Here is a 23,474-nt window from a genome sequence, read left to right as displayed (position 1 = left end):
CAAAATGGCCCGGCCGGAACTCGGACCCGATCTGCGACGCCTGCCGGCGCCGCTGCCCGCCTGGCATGGGCGAGTGAGCCGCGACGCCTGGAGCGCCGTGGCGCGCGGCATCGCGGACGCGGGCGGAAGGCTGGTTTCGGTCTGGGGCGTCGACCGCAGCGCATCCGGCGACGGAATGGCAGCGTGTGCAGCCTATGCCGTTTCCGAGGGCCTGATCTGGGTCGAACTGAAGCTGGACGATGCAGCGCAAGGGTTTCCCGATCTGGCAGCCGCATTTCCCTGCGCGGGACGCATGCAGCGCGCCATGGCCGATCTGTCAGGCATCCGTGCCGCGGGCAGCAGCGACGATCGCGCCTGGCTCGACCACGGTGTGTGGGCGCCCGGGTCATTGCCGCTGCAGCGCAAACACCGGTCCGAAGCAGCTGCCGCTGGCAGACTTCCCGCCGACTACCCCTTCGTGCGCGTTGACGGCGACGGGGTCCACGAGATCGCCGTGGGGCCCGTGCACGCCGGCATCATCGAGCCCGGCCACTTTCGCTTCTCTGTCGTCGGCGAGAAAGTTCTCAGGCTGGAACAGCACCTGGGTTACACGCACAAGGGCATCGAGCGCCGGTTCACGGAACTGATGCCGCTCGAGGGCCATCGTCTCGCGGGCCGCGTCTCGGGCGACACGACGGTCGCTTACGCCTGGGCCTACAGCATGGCACTCGAGTCGGCCTGGGGCGGCGAGATCCCGGAGCGCGCCGCCTGGCTGCGTGCGCTGATGCTGGAGCGCGAACGCGTGGCCAATCATCTGGGCGATCTCGGCGCTTTGGGCAACGATGCAGCCCTGGCCTTCGGCCTGGCGCAGTTCTCGCGACTGCGCGAGGACTGGTTGCGCCTGTCGAAGGAGATTTTTGGCCATCGCCTGATGATGGATGCCATCGTGCCCGGCGGCGTGGCGATCGATCTGACACCCACGATGCGGGCCCGCCTGAGCACGCAGTGCGACGCGATCGAGCGAGAGGTGCGCGTGCTGCGTCGCATCTACGACGAACATGCGGGCCTGCAGGACCGCTTTGCCGGCACCGGAAGGGTAACGCCTCAGCTGGCCGCACAGCTCGGCCTGACGGGCCTCGCGGGGCGTGCCAGCGGGCAGACGGCCGATCTGCGCCGCGACTTCCCTTGGCCGCCCTACGGTCAGCTGAAGGCCGCGATCGCGGCACAGAGCGATGGCGATGTTGCAGCACGCGTGGCGGTGCGCTTCGATGAAGCATTCGAGTCATTGCGGCTCATCCGCGCCATCTGCCAGGGCTTGCCGGACGGCGCCGCTCACGCCGCGCTCCGGCCGCAGGCCTCGGCATCGCTGGGTGCAGGCTGGGTCGAAGGCTGGCGGGGCGAGGTTCTCGTCGCACTGGAGATCGACGGAGATGGCCGCATCGTGCGATGCCATTGCCATGATCCATCCTGGCAGAACTGGCCGGTGCTCGAGCACGCCATCATCGGCAACATCGTTCCGGACTTCCCGCTGATCAACAAGTCCTTCAACCTGAGCTATTCGGGTCACGACCTCTGATGTGGCACATCCTCAAGCAGATCGTCCGTACCGGCATCGGCACCGAGCCGGTGCCGCGGCTCGATGACGCCGAACACCCCGCTGTCGATCGCATCCAGCGCGACATCCTCGCCATCCTGGGCCAGGCGCTGACGATCCGCCAGGTCGATGCCGGCTCATGCAACGGCTGTGAACTCGAAATCCACGCACTCAACAACCCCTACTACAACATCGAGGGACTCGGCATCAAATTCGTCGCCAGTCCTCGCCACGCCGACATGCTGCTGGTGACCGGCCCAGTGTCGCGGAACATGGAAGAGGCATTGCGGCGCACCTACGATGCCACGCCGGAGCCGAAGCTGGTGGTCGCGGTCGGCGATTGCGGCTGCACCGGCGGCATCTTCGGTGAGAGCTACGCCAGCTGCGGGAAGGTGGCGAATGTGATTCCGGTCGATGTGGCAGTACCCGGCTGCCCCCCGCCGCCGATCGACATCCTGCGCGGGATTCTCGGCGCCGTTCGGCAGCGCAGGGCTCAGCGCTAGCCTCATGCGCCGGGCTTCAGGCCTGGTCCGCGATGCCCAATTCCGAACAGATGCGCGATGTCAGCGCCTTGAGGGCCGCGACCTCTGCCTCGAGCCGGGCGACGTTGAGCTTCAGGGCCGCCACTTCGCCGAGCGACGCATCGCCGCGGCCGGCCGGCGCTCCCGCAGTCTCCAGCGCCTGCTCCGAAGGCGGACCGGCCAGCAGATGCATCCAGCGGTTCTCCCGCGCCCCCGGAAGGCGCCCGAGCTTCACGACGAGGGCGCCGGCCGGGCGCTCGGCCAGTTCGTCCAGGAAGGCCTCGACCGAGGAGATGTCGGCAAAGTTATGCATGCGCTCGCTGGCAATGCGCAGCTCACCGGGGGTCTGCGGGCCGCGCAGCATCAGCACCGTCAACAGGATGGTGGATTGCGAGGGCACGCGCAGCACGCGCTCGATGTTGTGCTCGTAGCGGGCGACGCGCCCGCCGCTCGACTCCATGACCAGGCTGTAGCCCTTCAGGCTGTCGAGCGCCGCCTGTGCCTGGGTCTCCGACAGCTCCATCAGCGGGTTGCGACTGGTCTTCTGGTTGCAGCCGGCCACCAGGGTGTTGAGCGTCAGCGGGTAGCTGTCGGGCACGGTGCGCTGTTTCTCGGCCAGCACGCCGAGGACGCGGATTTCGACGGCGGACAGGATCGGCAGGGCAGAGGTCATGGCAGCAGCTCGAAAGGGGGCCAAGTGTAAGCGCCGTGCGCCGCCTAAAATGCCCCTCCCGCCGGCCGCCCCGGCCGCCGCTCCCGTCCGTTTCCCCAGAAAGCGCCCCTCGATGCCCCAGCGCAAGCTCTTCGTCACCACCGCTCTGCCGTATGCCAACGGCAAGTTCCACGTGGGCCACATCATGGAATACATCCAGGCCGACATCTGGGTGCGGTTCCAGCGCATGCAGGCGCACATGGTGCACTTCGTGGGCGCCGACGACGCGCACGGCGCGCCGATCATGATCGCGGCCGAAAAAGCCGGCAAGACGCCGCAGGAATTCGTGGGCGAAATCGCGGCCGGCCGCAAGGAATACCTCGACGGCTTCCACATCAGCTTCGACAACTGGCATTCGACCGACAGCCCGGAGAACACCGAGCTGGCCCAGGGCATCTACAGGAAGCTCAAGGCAGCCGGGATGATCGCCACGCGCACGATCGAGCAGTTCTACGACCCCGTGAAGGGCATGTTCCTGCCCGACCGCTACATCAAGGGCGAATGCCCGGTGTGCCACGCCAAGGACCAATACGGTGATTCCTGCGAGGTGTGCAGCAGCGTGTACGCGCCCACCGAGCTGATCCATCCCTATTCCACGCTGACCGGCGCGGCCCCCGAGCTGCGCAGCTCCGAGCACTTCTTCTTCAAGCTCTCCGATCCGAAGGTGGTCGACTTCCTCAAGAGCTGGACCCAGGACGGCAAGCTGCAGCCCGAGATGGCGAAGAAGGCCGGCGAGTGGTTCGAGGCCGGCATGGCCGACTGGGACATCTCGCGCGAGGCGCCCTATTTCGGCATCGAGATCCCGGATGCACCGGGCAAGTACTTCTACGTCTGGCTGGACGCGCCCATCGGCTACCTGGCCAGCCTGAAGAACCATTTCGACAAGGGCCAGGCGGCTGCCCACTGGCACGAGCCCTCGCGCACCCCGCAGAGCTTCGACGAGTTCGTGGCCGACCCCGCGGTGGAGCAGGTGCACTTCATCGGCAAGGACATCGTCTACTTCCACACGCTGTTCTGGCCCGCGATGCTGCAGTTCAGCGGCCGCAAGACGCCGCGCCAGGTGAACGTGCACGGCTTCATCACCGTCTCGGGCGAGAAGATGAGCAAGAGCCGCGGCACCGGCATCGATCCGCTCAAGTACCTCTCGATCGGCATGAACCCGGAGTGGCTGCGCTACTACATTGCGGCCAAGCTCAACGCCAAGGTGGAGGACGTCGATTTCAACCCCGACGACTTCATCGCCCGGGTGAACGCCGATCTGATCGGCAAGTACATCAACATCGCGAGCCGCGCGGCTGGCTTCATCGCCAAGCGTTTCGGGGGCAAGCTGGGCATCGTGAGCACCGATGGCGCAGCGCTCCTGACGACGCTGCAGGAAGCCGCCCGGCCGCTCGCTGCGCTGTACGACGGACGCGACTTCGCGCGCGCGCTGCGCGAGATCATGGCGCTGGCCGACAAGGTCAACGAGTACGTGGATCAGAACAAGCCCTGGGAGCTGGCCAAGCAGGGCGGGATGGAAGCGCGCCTGCACGATGTGTGCACCACCTGCATCGAGGCTTTCCGCTTGATGACCATCTACCTGAAGCCGGTGCTGCCAGCACTCGCGGCGCAGGTCGAGGGCTTCCTGCGCAGCGAGCCGCTGGTGTTCGCCGATGCGGCGCATCTGCTCGGCGAAGGCCACGCGATCACCGAGTACAGGCACCTGATGCAGCGCGTCGACGCCAAGCAGATCGACCAGCTGTTCGAGCCGCCCGAGCCCGTGCCCGAAGCCGCGGCGGCCACCGCACTGCCCGGCGGCGAAGGCATCGCGCCCATGATCGGCATCGACGACTTCGCGAAGATCGACCTGCGCATCGCGAAGATCGTGGCCTGCCAGAAGGTCGAGGGCTCCACCAAGCTGCTGCACCTGACGCTCGACGCCGGCGAAGGCCGCACGCGAAACGTGTTCTCCGGCGTCGCCTCCGCTTATCAGCCCGAGCAGCTGGTGGGCAAGCTCACCGTGCTGGTCGCCAACCTGGCGCCACGCAAGATGAAGTTCGGTATTTCCGAAGGCATGGTGCTGGCCGCCAGCCACGCCGACGAGAAGGCCGAGCCCGGCATCTACGTGCTCGAGCCCTGGCCTGGCGCGCAGCCGGGGATGCGGGTACGCTGACGCGCCGCCACCTGCACCGGATTCACCCATGAAACGCACCGCCCTGACCGCCCTCGTCCTCGCCCTGGTCCTCGCGCTGGGCGGCTGTGCCGTGGTGACGGTCGCCAGCACCGCGGTGAGCGTGACCGCCGGCGCCGTGGGCCTGGCGGCCGATGCGGCGATCGGCACCGCGCGAATCACGGGCAAGGCGGTGGGCGCCGCGGCCGATGCGGTGCTGCCCGGCGACGGCGAACCGCGCTGACCTGGCGGCCGGAAGGCGCCGCCACAATAGCGCCATGAGTTCGCCCCTGCCGACCGCTCGCTTCAGACCCCGATTGATCGACGCCCTGGCAGGCTACAACGGGCAGCGTTTTCTGAAGGACCTCGGCGCCGGCGTTACGGTGGGCATCGTGGCGCTGCCGCTGGCGATGGCCTTCGCGATCGCCTCCGGGCTCAAGCCCGAGGCCGGCATCTGGACCGCGATCATTGCCGGCTTCCTGATTGCGGCCCTGGGCGGCTCCGCGGTGCAGATCGGCGGGCCGGCCGGCGCCTTCATCGTGATCGTCTACGGCATCGTCGAGCGCTACGGCGTGGCCAACCTGCTGATCGCCACCGCCTGCGCCGGCGTGCTGCTGTTCCTGATGGGGCTGTTCCGGCTCGGCACCCTGGTGCGCTACGTGCCGGTGTCGATCGTGATCGGCTTCACCAACGGCATCGCGGTGCTGATCCTGATCTCGCAGCTCAAGGACTGGCTCGGGTTGACGATCCCGAAGATGCCGGCCGACATGTTCTCGCAGCTGCACACGCTGGCCACCCACCTCGACACCTTCAATCCCTACGCGTTCGGCCTCGGCCTCGCCTGCCTCGCCGGCCTGTTCCTTTGGCCCACGCTGCTGCACGACAAGACGCGCTTCGGTTACGCGGTGCACTTCGTGCTGGGCCGCGTGGCCGACCTGCGCGTGGTACGCGCCGGTTCGCGCGTGCCGGGGCCGATCGTCGCCCTGGCCACGCTCACGCTGGTGTCCTGGGGCTTCGGCCTGCCGGTGGAAACCATCGGCACGCGCTTCGGTGGCATTCCCGAAGGCATGGCGCGCTTCGCCCTCCCCGAGTTTTCGTGGGAGACCGTGAAGCAGCTGGTGACGCCCACCCTCACCATTGCGCTGCTCGGCGCGATCGAGTCGCTGCTGTGCGCGCGCGTCGCCGACCAGGTCAGCGGCCTGCCGCGCCATGACCCGAACCAGGAGCTGATGGCGCAGGGCGTGGCGAACTTCGTCGCGCCCTTTTTCGGCGGCATGCCGGCCACCGGCACCATCGCCCGAACGGTGACCAGCGTGCGCGCGGGGGCGAACTCACCCATTGCCGGCATCGTGCATGCGATCACGCTGCTGGTGGTGGTCCTGGTCGCCGCGCCGCTTGCGCAGCACGTGCCGCTGTCGGTGCTTGCCGGCATCCTGCTCTTCGTGGGCTGGAACATGGGGGAATGGCGGGAGTTGTCGCCCTACATCCTTCGCCGCGCCAGCCGCGACTACAAGGTGCTGATGCTGGGCACCTTCTTCCTCACCGTGGTGTTCGACCTCACGGTGGCGGTGCAGGCGGGCATCGTGCTGGCCTGTGCGCTGTTCGTGCGCCGCATGAGCAAGCTTTTCAGCGTCGAGATGGTTTCGCTGCAGCCGCCGGTGCTGACCTTCAAGCTCTACGGCGCGCTTTTCTTCGGGGCCGCCGCCAAGCTGGACCCGACCGTGCAAGCCATCGAGCGGGCCCCGCGCGAGATGACGGTGGTGCTCGACGCGATGCACCTGGTCCTGCTCGACACGACCGGCCTCGACGCGCTGCGCCAGGTGCACAGGGCCGTGCTGGCGCGCGGCGGCGTGCTGCGCATCGACTCGGTGCAGGCGCAGCCGCTCGAGGTGATGGAGCGCTCGGGCTTTGCGCAAGAGTTGCGGACCGGCGTGCCCGCAGGGGCTCACCAGACATGATGGTCGCCGTCTGCCCCAGGACGGCGACCGTCGTGCCTAGTTGGCGTTCGCCTCCGCGCTGCGATCCGGGGAAGAGCCTGCACTCACCACCCGCTGGTCATCGTTCAGCGTGGCGGTGAAGACCATCGGCGAGTTCGGCGGCTGCACCCAGCGCCACTCCCACTCGGTCTGTTTCTTTAGCGGATAAGGCATGCGCCGCGCCGGCTTACCTAGCAGCTTGCGCAGGTCCTCCATCGCCATCCCGGGCTGCACGCGGGCGAAGTTCTCGGGCGTGAGCACCTGGCGCAACGCGGCCATCCTGCCGTCGGGACCGATGGTGATCATGTAGTTCTTCTGGCCCTGCGGCTGGCGGTTGTATTCGAACACGCGGCCGGCGGGCGAGTCCCACACGTTCTCGGGCTCGCCGAAGCGCGCGCGCACGTCGGCCTCGGTCGCAACGCCCTCCTCCAGTTCGCTGATGTGCTTCGGGTCGCAGCCCGCGAGCCAGCACGCGGCGGCCAGCACTGCGGCGAACGCGCGCCTGCGCCCCAATCGTTCCTGCACCATTCGACTCGACCCCTTTCATCAAGCAAGGGCCGAGTCTATGCGCTCAGTTCTGGGCAAAGCAGTAGAGCAGGCCGCCTCCGCCGGTGCTTTTGAGTGCATCCATGCCGCAGCCTCGCGTGGGATGCGAGGCGTTCCAGGACTTTGCCGGCGCGGTCTGGTCGAGCCCCGTGCGGTCGTGGTGGCCCACGATGGCCGAGCCTTCGCCGCTCTTGGTCCAGTTGCCGCAAGTGTTGTCCTTGCCGTCGCTGATCGCGCGGCCATCCGCCGTGGAGCCGGTCAGTATGTCGTGCAGGTTCACCGGGTCGCCGCTGCCGCTGATCATCTCGCCCTTCTGGGTCAACGCGGTCTGCTTGGTGAGCTTGTTGCTTGGACCATGCAGGTCCTCGACGCTGCTCGCGACCTGCTCGCCCTTGGCGTTGAACCACGGGCCCTTGCCGATGCGGTCACGCGCATCCACCGCCGGGGTCCCGGCCATGGCGGTGTTGCTGAGATAGGCGCGCCAGGAGCGACCGCCGGCGCCCGCGCTCGCGGCCAGGCTCTGGCAGTAGCGATCGGCACCTGCAAGGCCTCCGAAGTCGGCACCCTTGCCCGGATTGGCGCTGGTCACGAAAAAGCTCATCTTGCTTTGCGGCGGACTGCTCGTCATGCCACTGCAGGCCACCAGCGCAATCGCCGCCGTGGTGGTCGAAACGAGATACATCAAATTCCGGCGCATGGGCAAACTCCTTGGAATTGTTGGAGCAGCGACGCTAACGCATGGGAGCGGCCTCAACAAGAAGGAATCCACCGGTGGCGGGCGCCAGGGGTTCGGCCCCGGTAAACTTCGCTTCCAAAGGTCCAATCCCATGTCCATCTTCGCCCGCCCCCACTACACCTCCGAGATCACGAACTTCATCGAGGAGATGAAGCAGAAGAAGCCGACGCTCGAAGCCGAGCAGCGCGCCGGCCGCAGCCTGCTGTGGGACAAGCACCTGGACCGCTCCTTGCTTGATGAGTACCAGCAGGGCGCGGTAGCGCAGCAGCCCTACGTCTACCAGACCCGCGTGAAGTAAGCAGTGCCCATCCGGCCTGTAGCGAGCCACCGCGATTCGAGTGCGGGCGAGCAGGCGCGCACCGAAGGTCCCGAGAGCATCGTGGACGACGACGCGCCGCAGATCGCCGCCATGCCCGAGGTCATCGACCAGGTCGCGCTGGCCCGGCTGTATGGCGAGCCGCTGTTCGCGCTGCCGAGCGATCTCTACATCCCGCCCGAAGCGCTGCAGGTCTTCCTCGAGGCCTTCGAGGGGCCGCTGGACCTGCTGCTGTACCTGATCCGCAAGCAGAACTTCAACATCCTCGACATCCCGATGGCGGCGCTGACGCGCCAATACCTCAGCTACGTCGACGAGATCCGCCAGACCAACCTCGAGCTCGCGGCCGAATACCTGCTGATGGCAGCGATGCTGATCGAGATCAAATCGCGCATGCTGCTGCCGCCCAAGAAGACGGCCGAGGGCGAGGAGGTCGAGGACCCGCGCGCCGAGCTGGTGCGCCGCCTGCTCGAATACGAGCAGGCCAAGCTGCAGGCCGCCTCGCTCAGCGCGATGCCGCAGGCGGGCCGCGATTTCTGGAAGGCGCAGGTCTATATCGAGCAATCGCTGAAGCCGCGCTTTCCGGACATGAACGTGGTCGACCTGCGCGACGCCTGGGCCGATATCCTGCGCCGGGCCAAGCTCGTGCAGCACCACAAGATCTCACGCGAGGAGCTCAGCGTGCGCGAGCACATGAGCATCGTGCTGCGCCATCTGCAGGGCCGGCAGTTCGTCGAATTCGAGAAGCTGTTCGACATCAACCGCGGCACGCCGGTGTTGATCGTCACCTTCATCGCCATGCTGGAGCTGGCGAAAGAGACGCTGATCGACATTACGCAGGCCGAGGCCTTCGCACCGATCTACGTCCGACTGGCCTATTCGCCAGCATGACGTTGCCCTTTTCAGCGCATCAGTCGACCTTGCCCGCCCCGGGATCATCGATCAGAGGCCGGCGAAGCCAGGCCCGTTCGCGAGACACCGCGGAACCGGCTTCGCCGGGCCGCTGGTGTCGCCCCCGGTGAGGGGGTGGGCGGCTACACGAAGTGAGCCAACCTGGGGGAGAGCCATATATGCGCGATTTCGACGTTCTCATCGTCGGCAGCGGTCTCGCCGGCCTCAGCGCCGCTTTGCACCTCGCGCCGACCCACCGCGTGGCGGTCATCACCAAGCGGGCGCTGGCCGATGGCGCCAGCCAGTGGGCACAGGGCGGGATCGCCGCGGTGCTCGGCGAGGACGACAGCTTGCAGTCCCATGTGGACGACACGCTGGTCGCCGGTGCCGGCCTCTGCGACCTGGCCGCCACGCGCTTCGTGGTGGAACACGCACCCGAGGCGATCGCCTGGCTGCGCGCGCTCGGCGTGCCTTTTTCGCTGGAGAACGGCGAGCTGCACCTGACGCGCGAAGGCGGGCACAGCCAGCGCCGCATCGTCCACGCCACGGATGCCACAGGCGCCGCGGTGCAGCGCACGCTGATCGATACCGTGCGCCGCACGCCGAACGTGACGCTGTTCGAGCAGCACACGCTGGTGGACCTGATCACCGGCGGCAGGCTGCAATCGGCAGACCCGGCCTGCCTCGGCCTCTATGCGCTGGACGAGGCGACCGACGAAGTGCTCACGTTCCGCGCGCCCCACACCATCCTGGCCACTGGCGGCGCAGGCAAGGTGTACCTCTACACCACCAACCCTGACACCGCCACGGGCGACGGGATCGCCGCGGCCTGGCGCGCGGGCTGCCGGGTGGCGAACATGGAGTTCATCCAGTTCCACCCAACCTGCCTGTACCACCCGCATGCCAAGTCCTTCCTGATCAGCGAGGCGGTCCGGGGAGAAGGCGGGCTGCTGAAGCTGCCCCAATCGGCAGGCGGCATCCGCTTCATGCCCATGCACGACGTGCGCGCCGAGCTCGCGCCGCGCGACGTGGTGGCACGCGCCATCGACTTCGAGATGAAGAAGCACGGGCTCGATTGCGTGCACCTGGACATCTCGCACCAGAGCCCGGCCTTCCTGCGCGAACATTTTCCCAACATCCTGGCGCGCTGCGCCGAGCTGGGCATCGACATCACACGCGAGCCGATCCCGGTGGTGCCGGCCGCGCACTACACCTGCGGCGGGGTGCTCACCGACCTCGCGGGCCGCACCGACGTACCGGGGCTGCACGTCATAGGCGAGACCGCCTGCACCGGCCTGCACGGCGCCAACCGGCTGGCCAGCAACTCGCTGCTCGAATGCATGGTGTTCGCTCGCGCCGCGGCGCGGGCGATTGCCGAAACGCCGGCTCGTGACGGCGCCGCGTTGCCCGACTGGGACGACAGCCGCGTCACCGATGCCGACGAGACGGTGGTCCTTTCGCACAACTGGGACGAGCTGCGTCGCTTCATGTGGGACTACGTAGGCATCGTGCGCACCAACAAGCGCCTCGAGCGCGCGGCTCACCGCATCGCGCTGCTGGATCGAGAGATCCAGGAGTTCTATGCGCATTTCCACGTCACGCGCGACCTGCTCGAGCTGCGCAACCTGGTGCAGGTGGCCGAGCTCATCGTGCGCTCGGCCCAGGCCCGGCGCGAGAGCCGCGGCCTGCATTTCAGCCGCGACTACCCGTCGCTCGCCGCGCCCGCGGCGCCGACCATCCTGGTGCCGCCCGTCAGCTGAACTGCAGGCCGCGGAAAGTTCCTGACCGGAATTTTTCTTTGGCGGGTTCTCCACTAGCATTCGACGCCTCGCGCCCCCCGGCTTCAAGTCCTGGGCGAGAGTCCCCACCTCCCCTACCTAGCGTCGACTCCATGTTCCGTACCCTGCTCAAGTCCAAGATCCACCGCGCGACTGTCACCGACTGCGAGCTGCACTACGAGGGTTCCTGTGCCATCGACGAAGACCTGCTGGAGGCCGCCAACCTCGCAGAGAACGAGCAGATCCATGTGTGGAACATCAACAACGGCGAGCGCTTCGTGACCTACGCGATCCGCGGCCAGCGTGGCAGCGGCATCATCTCTCTCAACGGCTCGGCCGCACGCAGGGCGTCGCTGGGCGACCTGGTCATCATCGCCGCGTTCGGGCTGGTGACCGAAGAGCAGGTGCGCAGCCACCAGCCGAAGCTGGTGTTCGTGGACGGCGCGAACCGCATCAAGGAAGAGCGCGCGCATATCCCGGTGCAGCCCGCAGCGGGCGAAGCCGTCCCCGCCTGATCGCACTTCCAGGGCGCCTTGCCGCGCCCGCCCCGACCCGGCCTGCGGCCGACCCCGGAGAAATCTCGACCATGCCATCCACGCCTGCCGCCGCCAGCGCGGCCACGCCCTACGGCACCTTGCCGCGGGCCTCGACGCCTGCGCAGCGCAAGCCGCTGAGCCTGCCCCGGCTGGCCGACATGCACGCGCGCGGCGAGAAGATCGTCATGCTGACCGCCTACGATGCCACTTTCGCCGCCATGGCCGATGCGGCCGGCGTCGAATGCATCCTGGTCGGCGACTCGCTGGGCATGGTCTGCCAGGGCCTGCACAGCACGGCGGGCGTGACGCTGGAGACCATGCGCTATCACACCGAGAGTGTTTTTCGCGGGCTGCACCGCGTGCAGGGCACGGCCTGGCTGATCGCCGACTTGCCCTTCGGCAGCTACCACGAGTCGCGCGAGCAGGCGCTGCGCAGCGCCGCGGTGCTGATGCAGGCCGGCGCCCACATGGTCAAGCTCGAAGGCGGCGGCTGGACCAGTGAGACTGTGCGTTTCCTGGTCGAGCGCGGCATCCCGGTGTGCGCCCACCTGGGCCTCACGCCGCAGACGGTGCACGCACTGGGCGGCTACCGCGTGCAGGGCAAGGGCGGCGAGGCCGCGGCCCGGCTCAAGCGCGAAGCCCATGCGCTGCAGGACGCGGGCGCGGCCATGCTGGTGCTGGAGATGGTGCCGGCCGCACTGTCCGCAGAGCTGACAGGCGAGCTGAAGCACTGCGCCACCATCGGCATCGGGGCCGGGCGAGGCACCGCCGGCCAGGTGCTGGTGCTGCACGACATGCTCGGCATGAACCTCGGAAAGATGGCGAAGTTCGTGCGCAACTTCATGCAGGGTGCCGAGGGCATCGCGCCGGCCATCGAGGCTTATGTGCGCGCGGTGAAGAACGGCAGCTTTCCCGACGACCGGCTCCACGCCTGGTAGGAACACCCCATGCACATTGCACGCACGCTTCCCGAACTGCGCGAATTCCTGGGCCACTACCGGCGCCCCGCCTTGGTCGCCACGATGGGCAACCTGCACGAGGGGCACATGGCGCTGGTGCGCGAGGCCAAGCCGCTGGGCGACGTCACGGTGGCCAGCATCTTCGTCAACCGGCTGCAGTTTCTGCCGCACGAGGACTTCGACAGCTATCCGCGCACCTGGGACAGCGACTGCGAGAAGCTGCGTTCGGTCGGCTGCGACCTGCTGTTCGCGCCCGATGAGAAGGTGCTCTACCCCGAGCCCCAGACCTGCAAGGTGCATCCCGACCCGGTGCTGGCCGACATCCTCGAAGGACATTTCCGGCCCGGCTTCTTCGTCGGCGTCTGCACGGTGGTGATGAAGCTCTTCGCCTGCGTGCAGCCCCGCTTCGCGGTGTTCGGCAAGAAGGACTACCAGCAATTGATGATGATCCGCCACATGGTTCGGCAGTTCGCGCTCCCGATCGAGATCGTGGGCAGCGAAACGCGCCGTGCCGACGACGGGCTGGCGCTGTCCTCGCGCAACGGCTACCTGAGCGAGGCCGAACGGGCCGAGGCAGTGCAGCTGTCGGCGGCTTTGCGCGCGATGGCCGATGCGGTGCGCTCGGGCGAGCGCGATTTCGCGGCGATCGAGGCGCGCGCGATGCGTTCGCTGGAAGCGCGAGGCTGGAAGCCCGACTACCTGCTGCTGCGCCGCCGCACCGATCTGCAGGCGGCGGCGGCCGGCGAGCCGCTGGTGGCGCTCGCGGCAGCCCGGCTCGGCACGACGAGGTTGATCGACAACCTGGAAATCGACCGTTGATTTCCTGAGGAGCTACAGCATCCCGCCTGGAGACGCGCCCCTTCAGGCCGCGCCGATGCCGGCCACCAAGCTGCCCGCGGGCTGGCCCTTCTTGAGCCCCGCGGTGAAGGCCAGCATGCGGTCGATCGGCACGCGCGCACGCAGGCCCAGCGCCGGGTCCACATGCACCTCGCCGTCGGCCGTCTCCAGCACGCGCGCCAGGTCGGCCAGCCCATTCATCGCCATCCAGGGGCAGTGCGCGCAGCTCTTGCAGGTGGCTCCGTTACCGGCAGTGGGCGCCTCGATGAAGGCCTTGCCGGGGTTGAGCGTGCGCAGCTTGTGCAGGAGACCGGTGTCGGTCGCGACGATGAATTCGTGCGCATCCATGCGCTGCGCGGCGGCGAGGATGCCCGAGGTGGAGCCCACGGCGTCGGCCAGCGCGACCACTGGCGCCGGCGACTCGGGATGCACCAGCACCTTGGCGCCGGGATGGGCCTCGACCAGCAGTTGCAGCTCGAGCGCCTTGAACTCGTCATGCACGATGCAGGCGCCGTCCCAGCTCAGCATGTCGGCGCCAGTCTCGCGCCGGATGTAGTCGCCCAGGTGCCGGTCGGGCGCCCACAGGATCTTGTGGCCTTGCGCATGCAAGGCGCCCACCACGTCGAGCGCACAGCTGGAGGTGACGAGCCAGTCGGCACGCGCCTTCACTGCAGCGCTGGTGTTGGCGTAGACGACCACGGTACGGTCGGGGTGCTGGTCGCAGAAGGCGCTGAAGGCATCGACGGGGCAGCCCAGGTCCAGCGAGCAGGTGGCATCCAGGTCCGGCATCAGCACGCGCTTCTCGGGCGAGAGGATCTTTGCGGTCTCGCCCATGAAGCGCACGCCGGAGACGACCAGGGTCTGGGCTGGATGGTCGCGGCCGAAGCGCGCCATCTCGAGCGAATCGCTGACGATGCCGCCGGTGTCCTCGGCCAGGTCCTGCAGGTCGGGATGCACGTAGTAGTGCGAGACCATCACCGCATTGCGCTCGCGCAGCAGACGGCGGATGCGGGACTTGAGCGCCTCGCGCTTCTCCCGCGAGGGCTCGGCCGGCACGCGCGCCCAGGCATGGCGCGTGTCGCAGGCGGCGTCGGAAACGGGCTGCTCGTAGTCGACGCTGATGACGGCTGATGTCATGGATCAGGCTTCCTGAAAACGCATCGAGAAATCGATCGCCTTGATGTCCTTGGTCAGGGCGCCGACGGAGATGCGGTCCACGCCGGTCTCGGCCAGGGCACGCACGCTGTCCATCGTGACGCCGCCCGAGATCTCGAGCACGGCACGGTCGCCTGCGGCCGCATCGTTGCGGCGCACGGCCTCGCGCAAGGTCGATAGATCCATGTTGTCCAGCAGGACCATGCGGGCGCCCTGGGCCAACGCCTCGTCGAGCTGGGCCAGGGTCTCGACTTCGATTTCGACGAACCTGGCCCGGCGGCCTGCTTCGCTGGCGGCCCGCAGCGCGGCGCTGACGCCGCCGGCCGCGGCGATGTGGTTTTCCTTGATGAGGATGGCGTCGTAGAGGCCGATGCGGTGGTTGGTACCGCCGCCCGTGCGCACGGCGTACTTCTGCGCGAGGCGCAGGCCCGGCAGGGTCTTGCGGGTGTCGACGATGACGGCGCGCGTACCGCGCACCGCTTCCACGTAGGCGGCCGTGCGCGTCGCGACCGCGCTGAGGAGTTGCAGGAAGTTCAGCGCAGTGCGCTCTCCGGTCAACAAGGCGCGGGCGTCGCCCTCGATCTCCAGGACCACCTGATCGGCCGCGCAGCGCACGCCTTCCGCGCCATGCCAGTCGATCCGCGCCTGCGGATCGAGCTGCCGCACGATGGCGTTCACCCAGGGCGAGCCGCACAGCACGGCAGGCTCGCGCAACAGCACGCGGGCAGTGGCGCGGCTGCCGGCGGGCACCAGGGCGGCGGTGAGGTCGCCGTCGCCGGCGTCCTCCCGCAGGGCGCGCGCGCCATCAGCGGCGGCCAGTTCCGCTATCCGGGCCGGGGAGAAGTCGAAGAAGCTGTCGTCCATATCGTGTTGTTCTTTCAATCCTCGTGGCCCGCGAGCGGGGCTTCAGGGCGCTTCGACGCCTGGCTCGCGCCGCATCAGCTCCGCGACCGCCTCCGCGGGCCGCACGCGGCCATCGAGCAGGGCCACCACGCTCTCCGCGATGGGCATCTCGACGCCCAGGTGGCGCGCGCGCTGGACCACGCTGCGTGCACAGTAGACGCCCTCGGCCACGTGGCCGAGCGAGTCCACCGCCTGCGCGAGGCTCTGCCCCTGGGCCAGGAGAAGGCCGACCTTGCGGTTGCGCGAGAGATCGCCGGTGGCGGTGAGCACCAGGTCGCCCAGGCCCGAAAGCCCCATGAAGGTGTCGGATCGTGCGCCCAGGGCGAGGCCCAGGCGCGTCATCTCGGCCAGGCCGCGGGTGATCAGGGCAGCGCGCGCATTGAGACCGAGGGCCAGGCCGTCGGCCAGGCCGGTGGCGATCGCCAGCACGTTCTTCACGGCGCCGCCCACCTCGACGCCGACGATGTCGTCGTTGGCGTAGACACGCAGGTTCGGGCCGTGGAAGGCATCCACGAGCGATGAGCGCAGGGAGGCATGGGAACTGGCGGCGACCAGCGCCGTCGGGCGGCCCTGCGCGACCTCCTGCGCGAAGCTGGGACCGCTGAGCACGCCGGCCACCAGGCCAGGCGCCACCTGGGCCTGGATCTCGTGGGCCAGCAGGCCCACCGCGCCGGCCAGGGCCGGCTCCACGCCCTTGCACAGCCATGCCACCGGGCAGCCCGCAGCGCGCAGCAGCAGGAGTTGCTCGCGCAAGGCGGCCATGGGGGTGGCGATGATTGCCAGGTCCGCACCGGCGACCGCGGCGAGCACGGTGCCGCTGCGCAAGTCCAACGACGGGGGAAGCGGGACGCCGGGCAGGTAGCGCGCGTTCTCGCGCGCTCCCGTCATGGCCTGCACCTGGGCCGAATCGCGCGCCCAGAGGCTGACCGCATGGCGGCCGGCCGCATTGACTGCCAGCGCCGTTCCCCAGGCGCCAGCGCCGAGCACGCAGATCTTCATCGGCGGCTGCGAAATGCGCGGTGGCGTTTTACTGGGTAACGATCGGGGAGGTCTGGCCGGCCGCCTGGGCCTGCTGCTGCTCGAACATGGCCTGGAAGTTGATCTCGGCCAGGTGAACCGGGGGGAAGCCGCCGCGCTGAATGACGTCGGCCACGTTGCCGCGCAGATAGGGATAGACGATCTGGGGGCAGGCAATGCCGAGGATCGGGCCCATCTGCTCTTCGGGCAGGTTGCGGATCTCGAAGATGCCGGCCTGCTTGGCCTCGACCAGGAAAACGGTGCGGTCCTGGATCTTGGTCTGCACGGTAGCCGAGACGGTGATCTCGAAAATGCCGTCGGTCACGGGCTGGGCATCGACGCCGAGCTGGATGTCGACGGTGGGCTGCTCCTGCTCCAGCAGGATGGCCGGCGAGTTCGGCTGCTCGAGCGACAGGTCTTTCAGGTAGACGCGCTGGATCTGGAAGACGGGGTCTTGGGCTTGCTGGTCGGCCATGGCAGAACTTTCGAAGATCAAAACAACGCCCGCTGGGAAGAGGTGTCCCGACAGCGGGCTGGCGTGTTTGAATGAATGGGAAAAGGGGAAAGGGGGCGATTATCGCCCCGTGGCGTCAGCCGCCCTGCAGCAGCGGCACCAGGCCGCCACGGCTGTCGAGGGCGATCAGGTCGTCGCAGCCGCCGACATGCGTGTCCCCGATAAAAATCTGGGGGACGGTGCGCCGCTGGGTGATGTTCATCATCGTGATCCGGGCTTGCGGATCGCCATCGATGCGGATCTCCTCGATCTGCTCGACGCCCTTGGCTTTGAGAATCTGCTTCGCGCGAATGCAGTAGGGGCAAACGGCGGTGGTGTACATCTTGACGGCTTGCATCGTGCTCATGTGGGATGGAAAGATCAGGCTTTTTCAACCGGCAGGTTAGCCTCTTTCCACGATTTCAGCCCACCGGCCACGGCTTGGGCTTGCTCGTAGCCGAGTTTCTTGGCAATACCAACGGCGCGCTGGGCCCGCGTCCCGGTGGCGCACACCAGCAGCAACGGCACCGTCTTGTTCTTGACCGCGCCAGCGAGCTTTGTCTCGAGCTGGTTGAGCGGCACGTTCCTGGCGCCGATCATGTGGCCGGAGGCGAATTCCTCCGGTTCGCGCACATCGACCACTACGGCGCGCTCGCGGTTGATCAGCTGCACCGCGCCCTGTGCCGTCAGCGATCCCGAGGTGGCCCCACGCAGCAGCGGCCAGGCCAGCATGCCGCCGGAGCTGAGCGCAATCAGGATCAGCATCCAGTTGTCGACGATGAATTTCACGGTGTTCTCTCGAGTGGCAAACCGCGGATTTTAGAATGTCGGGTTTCGGCAAGCGTTCCCAAAGGCCTCCCTCATGCACAAACTGGTACTGATCCGCCACGGCGAATCAACCTGGAATCTCGAAAACCGCTTCACCGGCTGGACCGATGTCGACCTCACTCAACTCGGGATCGAGCAGGCCAAGCAGGCAGGCCGCCTCCTCAAGACCGAGGGATACGAGTTCGACGTGGCCTACACCAGCGTGCTCAAGCGCGCCACCCGCACGCTGTGGCACACGCTCGACGAGCTGGACCGCACCTGGCTGCCTGTCGTGCACTCCTGGCGCCTCAACGAACGCCACTACGGGGCGCTTCAGGGCCTCAACAAGGCCGAGACGGCCAAGAAGTACGGCGACGAGCAGGTCCTGATCTGGCGCCGCAGCTACAGCGTGCCGCCACCGGCGCTCGAGCCCGGCGATCCGCGCAGCGAGCGCGGCGATCCACGCTACGCCAAACTGGCGTCCGAACAGGTGCCCCTGACCGAATGCCTCAAGGACACGGTGGCACGCGTCCTGCCCTTCTGGAACGAATCGATGGCTCCGGCGATTCGCGCCGGCCGGCGCCTGGTGGTGGCAGCGCACGGCAATTCGATCCGCGCGCTGGTCAAATACCTTGACGGCATCTCCGACGACGACATCGTCGGCCTCAATATTCCGAATGGCATCCCGCTGGTGTACGAGCTCGACGACGAGCTCAAGCCGCTGCGGCACTATTACCTCGGCGATGCGGCAGCCGCCGAAAAGGCGGCGGCTGCGGTCGCTGCGCAAGGCAAAGCCTGAGCCTGAAAATCTGCCGCGGCGCCCTCGGGTACGCGGAACCCCGGCAGACAACTTGCTTCCAAGCTGTGTATATTGGATTGACAGGCGACAAGGACATTTAAATGGGGCAGAAACTCAAGATCACCGGCTGGGTCGCAGCCGGCGCCGTTGCAGGCGCGCTGACCACGGTCTCGTTGCAAACAGTTGCACGAGGCTCACTGGCCCCTCTCCCACTCGAAGAACTGCAGCAGCTCGCTGCCGTGTTCGGCATGGTGAAGAGCGACTACGTCGAGCAGGTCGACGAGAAGAAGCTCATCTCGGACGCGATCTCCGGCATGGTCGCCGGGCTCGATCCGCATTCGCAGTACTTCGACAAGAAGTCCTTCAAGGAATTTCGAGAAGGCACCACCGGCCGCTTCGTCGGCGTGGGCATCGAGATCTCGCAGGAGGACGGGCTGATCAAGGTGGTGTCGCCGATCGAGGGCTCGCCCGCCTTCCGCGCCGGCCTCAAGCCGAACGACATGATCACCCGCATCGACGACACGGCGGTGCGTGGGCTTTCGCTCAACGAGGCAGTCAAGCGCATGCGCGGCGAGGCCAGCACCAAGGTGCTCCTGACGATCTTCCGCAAGGATGAGAACCGCACTTTCCCGGTGACCATCACGCGCGAGGAGATCCGTACGCAGTCGGTGCGCGGCAAGGTAATGGAGCCGGGCTACGGCTGGATCCGCCTGTCGCAGTTCCAGGAGCGCACGGTTGACGACTTCGTGAAGAAGGTCGAGGAAATCTACAAGCAGGAGCCCAACCTCAAGGGCCTGGTGCTCGACCTGCGCAACGATCCGGGCGGCCTGCTCGACGCAGCGGTGGCCATCTCGGCTGCGTTCCTGCCTGAGAACGTCACGGTGGTGTCCACCGACGGCCAGTTGCCCGAGAGCAAGTCGGTCTACAAGGCAGCGCCCGAGTATTACCAGCGCCGCGCGGGCAGCGACCCGCTGCGCAACCTTCCACCGGCACTCAAGACGGTGCCTCTGGTGGTGCTGGTGAACGAAGGCTCGGCTTCCGCCAGTGAGATCGTGGCAGGTGCGCTGCAGGACCACAAGCGCGCCACCGTCATGGGCAGCCAGACCTTCGGCAAGGGCTCGGTGCAGACGGTGCGCCCGCTCGGCCCGGACACCGGCCTCAAGATCACGACAGCACGCTACTACACGCCCAGCGGCACCTCGATCCAGGCCAAGGGCATCGTGCCCAACGTGCTGGTCGACGAGAGCGCCGAGGGCAGTCCCTTCGCGGCGCTGCGCATGCGCGAAGCCGACCTCGAGAAGCACCTGGCGAGCGGCCAGGGTCCCGAGGCCAAAGACCCCGAGCGGGAAAAGGCGCGTGACGAGGCGCGCAAGCGCCTCGAGGAAGAAGCCAAGAAGCCGCCGCAGGACCGCAAGGTGCCGGAGTTCGGCAACGAGAAGGACTTCCCGCTGGTACAGGCGCTGAACCGGCTCAAAGGCGAGCCGGTGCTCGTCAGCAAGACGCAGGTGATCGTCGAGAACAAGGAAGAGAAGAAGGAAAACTGATCCGGCACGCCAGCTCCCGTCGGGGGAGCGCCGGTATCGGCCCGCGCGGCGCATGGAAGACCAGGACCTGCTGCGCTATTCGCGCCACATCCTCCTCGAGGAATTCGGGATCGACGGCCAGGGGCGCGTCAGCGCCGGACATGCGCTGGTCATTGGCGCTGGCGGTCTTGGCTCGCCGGTGGCGCTCTACCTCGCTGCGGCCGGCGTCGGCCACATCACGCTGGTCGATGACGACGAGGTCGACCTCACCAACCTCCAGCGGCAGATCGCGCACAGCACCGCCCGTGTCGGCCAGGCCAAGGTCGAGTCGGCAGCCACGGCGATGCGGGACATCAATCCGGAGATCCGCATCGAGACCCACGTGCTGCGCGCCGGCGAGGCCCTGCTGCATCGGCTGGTGGCCGCGGCCGACGTGGTGATCGACTGCAGCGACAACTTCGCCACGCGGCATGCCGTGAACCGCGCCTGCGTGACGCACGCCAAGCCGCTGGTCGCCGGCGCGGCGATCCGTTTCGATGGCCAGTTGAGCGTGTACGACACGCGCGAGGCCGATTCGCCCTGCTACGCCTGCCTGTTCCCTCCTGACGCACATTTCGAGGAAACGCGCTGCGCGGTGCTCGGCGTGTTCGCGCCGGTCGTCGGCACCATCGGCACCCTGGAGGCGCACGAGGCCCTGAAGCTGCTCGCCGGCATCGGCCCCTCGCTGGCGGGCACCCTCCTGATGTTCGACGGGCGCCGCACGGCCTTCGACACATTGCGAGTGGCGCGCGATCCAGGCTGCAGCGTCTGTAGCCACCGCCCGGCAGCGGCGAGCTGATCGCCATCGGCGCGATCGCCTCGACCGCTACTGCTTCCTGGCCTTGGCCGCGCCAGCCGCTGGCTCGCCGGCACTCGGCTGCTTGGCCTGGGCAAGTACCGCCTGGCAGTCGGCGTCCGATCCTGGCCCGGTCTCGACCGTCGCGGCGAGCGCGAGCAAGGGGTTGAGCGCTCCGAGCACGAGAGCCGCAGCGCCCCGTGCCGCCAGCGACCCGGCTTCCAGGCCCGCACTCGGCGACGCAAAAGTGCCGCCGATGACCAGCGGCGTGCGCAGGGACAGGATGCTCCTGTCCTTGGGCTGGGGCCGCACCACGAAGTCCAGCGTCTCCTTCGACAGGTTGGCCTGGCCACTCGCGCTGAACAGGGTGTCCTCCGTATCCAGAACGACGCTGCGGCTCACCATCGCCCCCTTGTCGACGTCGAAGGCCATCGCAGCGCAGCGCAGCACCACGTTCTCGTCGCCGCGCAGGAGAAACTTGATGATCTCGCCACCATCGAGCCCCATGAACTCCAGAAGGAGATTGCTGAACTCCCCGCGGCCGGTGAGCGCGGCGACATCGCCGGAAGCATGCCCCAGCCAGCTCGCCACCGAGTTGCCGCGCCCGGAGAGATTGATCCGCCCATCGAGCTTGCCGAAGCTGCTGCGCATGGTTTCGATCTTGGGGACCAGCCGGCTGAGTTGCATGCCGCGCACTTCAAGCCTGGCCCTGATGTCGGCCGGGTTCTGTGCGCCGTCGATGCGCACGGCGCCGGTGATCGACCCGCCGGCCACGCCCAGGTTGAGCGGATCGAGCGTCAGCACGCCGTCCCGCAGCTTCACTTGCACGCCGCCCTTGTCCAGCGGGAGCTCACGGACGTTCCTGATGCGGTCGGCCGTGTATTTCACGTCGGCATTCATCGCGCGAAGCCGCTCGAAGTCGAGCGTGGCAGCGGGCAGCACCTTGCGGCCGGGGTCGCGCCGCGCACGCTTGACCTCGGCGATGTTGGGCGGCGGCGTCAGACCTTCGATGGCCTTGGCGGAGCGCTCCGTGGGCGGCAGGCCGATCAGCGGACCGAGGTCGTCCATGTCCATCACCCGCGAGCGAAGAGCACCGGACAGGAAAGGCACCTTCTGCGATTGGTCGAATTTCATGTCGCCGCCGATATCCGACAGGCCCAGCTTGCCCTCGAGACCCACCGCCTCCCACAGCTTGACCCGCTTGCGCAACTCGCCGCTCAACGCATACGGCGAGGTCTGGGGCAATGCGATTCCGAGCAATCCGTACAAGTCGCCAAGGTTCTGGCCCTTGAGATCGAAACGGGCATCCACGCCGTCCAGGCTTGCCAGCTCGGCCACCGTGCCCTTGGCCTTCAGGTGCGTGTGGCCAGCTGCCGCATCGATCTCCAGCGGAAACGGGGGCTGACCGGCCGCGTTGAGCTGCAGTACGTTGCCGGTTCGCCCCTGCGCCGTGAGCGGCTGGCGCTGGTACCGGCCCTCGATGCGAAAGTCGAGCGGCAGCTCCCCACGGCTGCTGTCGTAGCTGAAGTCCGCATGCAGGTCGACGCCAAGGTGCGCCGCGAGGAAGTCGAGCGTACCCCGGTCGACCTCCAGCAGGCCGATGACAGGCACTGTGCCTTCGTCCGCAGTGTTCTTGCCCAAGGCCCAAGTGCGCCGGCCGTCCTCTTCCATCTGCAGGCCCAGCGCGGGCGAGGCCAGAAAGATGTGCGGAATCACGACTCGCCGCGCGAGGAGCGGCCACAACCGAATGTCAAAAGTCGCGCGCTCGGCTCGGACCAGGTAGGGCTCACGCGCCCACGGAGGGTTGGCAAACTCGATGCCATCGAGTTTCACGGTGGCAGCGCGCCACCCCAGATCGACATCCAGGCGACGGGTAATCTCGAATTTGCGCCCCGTCTGTTCGCTGACATAGCGATTGATCGGCCCGCGCAGCGCGTCCCATGGAAACAGCGTGAGCACCAACAGGAGCACCGCAAACAGCCCCAGCACAATCGCGCCGACTCTCACCCAGATCGGCAATGACGGCTTGCGGGTGGGCGGTGTGCTCACGGCACGGTCGTCTTTCGCTCTGGCGCCGAGTTGATGGAGGCGGGCAAGGCGAGGCCAGGCAACGCAGTGATTCCCACGAATGCGGCGGCGGTGGCGGCCTCGACGACCTTCAACTCGGCGCTCGCGGGTTCCCCGAGCGCCACCACTGCAGCGGCGGCCAAAGTCAACAGGCTGACCACCCCGTAGTTCCAGATCATCTTCATCTTGGCCACCTGTCAGGAACTCGAGGCTGCGGCAGGAGCGCTGCAGCTCGATTGCGACCAAGCGTAATAGGCGCGGCTTCGCGCGAGGGTCGGCGCTCGACAGCAGCGGCTGTGCGGCACCGCCTACGGGCACTCAGACCACAGAACTCGTAAGAACAGA

At 67.6% G+C, this 23,474-nt stretch carries 25 protein-coding genes; 14 read left to right on the top strand and 11 right to left on the bottom strand.

Annotated features, from left to right (window positions below; genetic code table 11):
- Positions 1-4: 4 nt before the first annotated feature.
- On the top strand, positions 5-1,555 hold the full coding sequence (locus G3W89_RS07105) for a hydrogenase large subunit (protein ID WP_162573428.1): 1,551 nt from the start codon (positions 5-7) through the stop codon (positions 1,553-1,555).
- A complete protein-coding gene (locus G3W89_RS07100) occupies positions 1,555-2,076 on the top strand; it encodes an NADH-quinone oxidoreductase subunit B family protein (protein ID WP_162573427.1) in 522 nt (173 codons plus the stop codon). Before G3W89_RS07105 ends, G3W89_RS07100 begins: the two co-directional genes overlap by 1 nt.
- A gap of 16 nt (positions 2,077-2,092) precedes the next feature.
- Here the strand turns inward: G3W89_RS07100 and G3W89_RS07095 are convergent, their stop codons facing one another.
- On the bottom strand, positions 2,093-2,767 hold the full coding sequence (locus tag G3W89_RS07095; RefSeq protein WP_162573426.1) for a YceH family protein: 675 nt from the start codon (positions 2,765-2,767) through the stop codon (positions 2,093-2,095).
- 112 nt (positions 2,768-2,879) lie between these two features.
- Here G3W89_RS07095 and metG point away from each other — a divergent pair, with 112 nt between their 5' ends.
- The 3 genes from metG to G3W89_RS07080 are packed head-to-tail and all read left to right on the top strand — an operon-like array spanning position 2,880 to position 6,913.
- Positions 2,880-4,958, top strand: a complete 2,079-nt coding sequence (gene metG / locus G3W89_RS07090; RefSeq protein ID WP_162573425.1) for a methionine--tRNA ligase — start codon at positions 2,880-2,882, stop codon at positions 4,956-4,958.
- A gap of 28 nt (positions 4,959-4,986) precedes the next feature.
- Positions 4,987-5,199 (top strand): hypothetical protein, encoded by a 213-nt coding sequence (locus G3W89_RS07085; protein ID WP_162573424.1) that lies wholly within the window; start codon positions 4,987-4,989, stop codon positions 5,197-5,199.
- Between the two features lie 34 nt (positions 5,200-5,233).
- A complete protein-coding gene (locus G3W89_RS07080; protein ID WP_162573423.1) occupies positions 5,234-6,913 on the top strand; it encodes a SulP family inorganic anion transporter in 1,680 nt (559 codons plus the stop codon).
- A gap of 36 nt (positions 6,914-6,949) precedes the next feature.
- On the opposite strand, the gene G3W89_RS07075 is transcribed toward G3W89_RS07080, so the two are convergent.
- Together G3W89_RS07075 and G3W89_RS07070 are read right to left on the bottom strand one after the other, a co-directional pair.
- Positions 6,950-7,459 carry an outer membrane protein assembly factor BamE gene (locus G3W89_RS07075; protein ID WP_162573422.1) on the bottom strand — a complete coding sequence of 170 codons (510 nt, stop codon included), beginning with the start codon at positions 7,457-7,459 and terminating at the stop codon, positions 6,950-6,952.
- A gap of 43 nt (positions 7,460-7,502) precedes the next feature.
- A complete protein-coding gene (locus G3W89_RS07070; protein WP_162573421.1) occupies positions 7,503-8,174 on the bottom strand; it encodes a hypothetical protein in 672 nt (223 codons plus the stop codon).
- Positions 8,175-8,304: 130 nt separating this feature from the next.
- Here G3W89_RS07070 and G3W89_RS07065 point away from each other — a divergent pair, with 130 nt between their 5' ends.
- The 6 genes from G3W89_RS07065 to panC all read left to right on the top strand — a co-directional run bounded on the left by G3W89_RS07065 (position 8,305) and on the right by panC (position 13,512).
- Complete coding sequence (locus G3W89_RS07065) at positions 8,305-8,511, top strand: DUF3460 family protein (protein WP_162573420.1); 207 nt, start codon at positions 8,305-8,307, stop codon at positions 8,509-8,511.
- Between the two features lie 111 nt (positions 8,512-8,622).
- Positions 8,623-9,420, top strand: a complete 798-nt coding sequence (locus G3W89_RS07060) for a segregation and condensation protein A (RefSeq protein ID WP_162577366.1) — start codon at positions 8,623-8,625, stop codon at positions 9,418-9,420.
- Between the two features lie 179 nt (positions 9,421-9,599).
- Positions 9,600-11,180 (top strand): L-aspartate oxidase, encoded by a 1,581-nt coding sequence (nadB, locus tag G3W89_RS07055; RefSeq protein ID WP_162573419.1) that lies wholly within the window; start codon positions 9,600-9,602, stop codon positions 11,178-11,180.
- 131 nt (positions 11,181-11,311) lie between these two features.
- Positions 11,312-11,713, top strand: a complete 402-nt coding sequence (gene panD, locus G3W89_RS07050) for an aspartate 1-decarboxylase (protein ID WP_162573418.1) — start codon at positions 11,312-11,314, stop codon at positions 11,711-11,713.
- Between the two features lie 71 nt (positions 11,714-11,784).
- Entirely contained in the window at positions 11,785-12,672 is an 888-nt protein-coding gene (gene panB, locus G3W89_RS07045) for a 3-methyl-2-oxobutanoate hydroxymethyltransferase (protein WP_162573417.1), read from the top strand.
- Positions 12,673-12,681: 9 nt separating this feature from the next.
- Positions 12,682-13,512, top strand: coding sequence for a pantoate--beta-alanine ligase (panC, locus tag G3W89_RS07040; protein WP_162573416.1), 831 nt, complete (start codon positions 12,682-12,684; stop codon positions 13,510-13,512).
- A 42-nt stretch (positions 13,513-13,554) separates the two neighbouring features.
- Here the strand turns inward: panC and nadA are convergent, their stop codons facing one another.
- The 6 genes from nadA to G3W89_RS07010 all read right to left on the bottom strand — a co-directional run bounded on the left by nadA (position 13,555) and on the right by G3W89_RS07010 (position 17,887).
- Complete coding sequence (gene nadA, locus G3W89_RS07035; RefSeq protein ID WP_162573415.1) at positions 13,555-14,667, bottom strand: quinolinate synthase NadA; 1,113 nt, start codon at positions 14,665-14,667, stop codon at positions 13,555-13,557.
- A gap of 3 nt (positions 14,668-14,670) precedes the next feature.
- On the bottom strand, positions 14,671-15,549 hold the full coding sequence (gene nadC / locus G3W89_RS07030; RefSeq protein ID WP_162573414.1) for a carboxylating nicotinate-nucleotide diphosphorylase: 879 nt from the start codon (positions 15,547-15,549) through the stop codon (positions 14,671-14,673).
- Between the two features lie 42 nt (positions 15,550-15,591).
- Positions 15,592-16,587: an NAD(P)H-dependent glycerol-3-phosphate dehydrogenase gene (locus tag G3W89_RS07025; RefSeq protein ID WP_162573413.1), complete on the bottom strand. Its 996-nt coding sequence runs from the start codon at positions 16,585-16,587 to the stop codon at positions 15,592-15,594.
- A 28-nt stretch (positions 16,588-16,615) separates the two neighbouring features.
- Complete coding sequence (gene secB / locus G3W89_RS07020; protein WP_162573412.1) at positions 16,616-17,080, bottom strand: protein-export chaperone SecB; 465 nt, start codon at positions 17,078-17,080, stop codon at positions 16,616-16,618.
- A gap of 115 nt (positions 17,081-17,195) precedes the next feature.
- Entirely contained in the window at positions 17,196-17,456 is a 261-nt protein-coding gene (grxC, locus tag G3W89_RS07015; RefSeq protein ID WP_162573411.1) for a glutaredoxin 3, read from the bottom strand.
- Positions 17,457-17,479: 23 nt separating this feature from the next.
- Entirely contained in the window at positions 17,480-17,887 is a 408-nt protein-coding gene (locus tag G3W89_RS07010; RefSeq protein WP_174258240.1) for a rhodanese-like domain-containing protein, read from the bottom strand.
- 73 nt (positions 17,888-17,960) lie between these two features.
- Between G3W89_RS07010 and gpmA the strand changes: the two genes are divergently transcribed.
- From gpmA to G3W89_RS06995, 3 genes are all read left to right on the top strand, one after another.
- Complete coding sequence (gpmA, locus tag G3W89_RS07005; protein WP_162573410.1) at positions 17,961-18,704, top strand: 2,3-diphosphoglycerate-dependent phosphoglycerate mutase; 744 nt, start codon at positions 17,961-17,963, stop codon at positions 18,702-18,704.
- 101 nt (positions 18,705-18,805) lie between these two features.
- Entirely contained in the window at positions 18,806-20,248 is a 1,443-nt protein-coding gene (locus tag G3W89_RS07000) for a S41 family peptidase (RefSeq protein ID WP_162573409.1), read from the top strand.
- A 52-nt stretch (positions 20,249-20,300) separates the two neighbouring features.
- A complete protein-coding gene (locus G3W89_RS06995) occupies positions 20,301-21,065 on the top strand; it encodes a HesA/MoeB/ThiF family protein (RefSeq protein WP_162573408.1) in 765 nt (254 codons plus the stop codon).
- 27 nt (positions 21,066-21,092) lie between these two features.
- Here G3W89_RS06995 and G3W89_RS06990 read toward each other — a convergent pair whose 3' ends face one another.
- A complete protein-coding gene (locus G3W89_RS06990) occupies positions 21,093-23,069 on the bottom strand; it encodes an AsmA family protein (RefSeq protein WP_443083198.1) in 1,977 nt (658 codons plus the stop codon).
- Between the two features lie 38 nt (positions 23,070-23,107).
- Positions 23,108-23,314 carry a hypothetical protein gene (locus G3W89_RS06985; protein WP_162573407.1) on the bottom strand — a complete coding sequence of 69 codons (207 nt, stop codon included), beginning with the start codon at positions 23,312-23,314 and terminating at the stop codon, positions 23,108-23,110.
- Between the last annotated feature and the right edge of the window lie 160 nt (positions 23,315-23,474).

Origin of the sequence: Variovorax sp. PBL-H6 (assembly GCF_901827155.1) — a bacterium.
GTDB lineage: Bacteria > Pseudomonadota > Gammaproteobacteria > Burkholderiales > Burkholderiaceae_C > Variovorax.
This window is presented reverse-complemented; position numbering and strand designations above follow the sequence as displayed.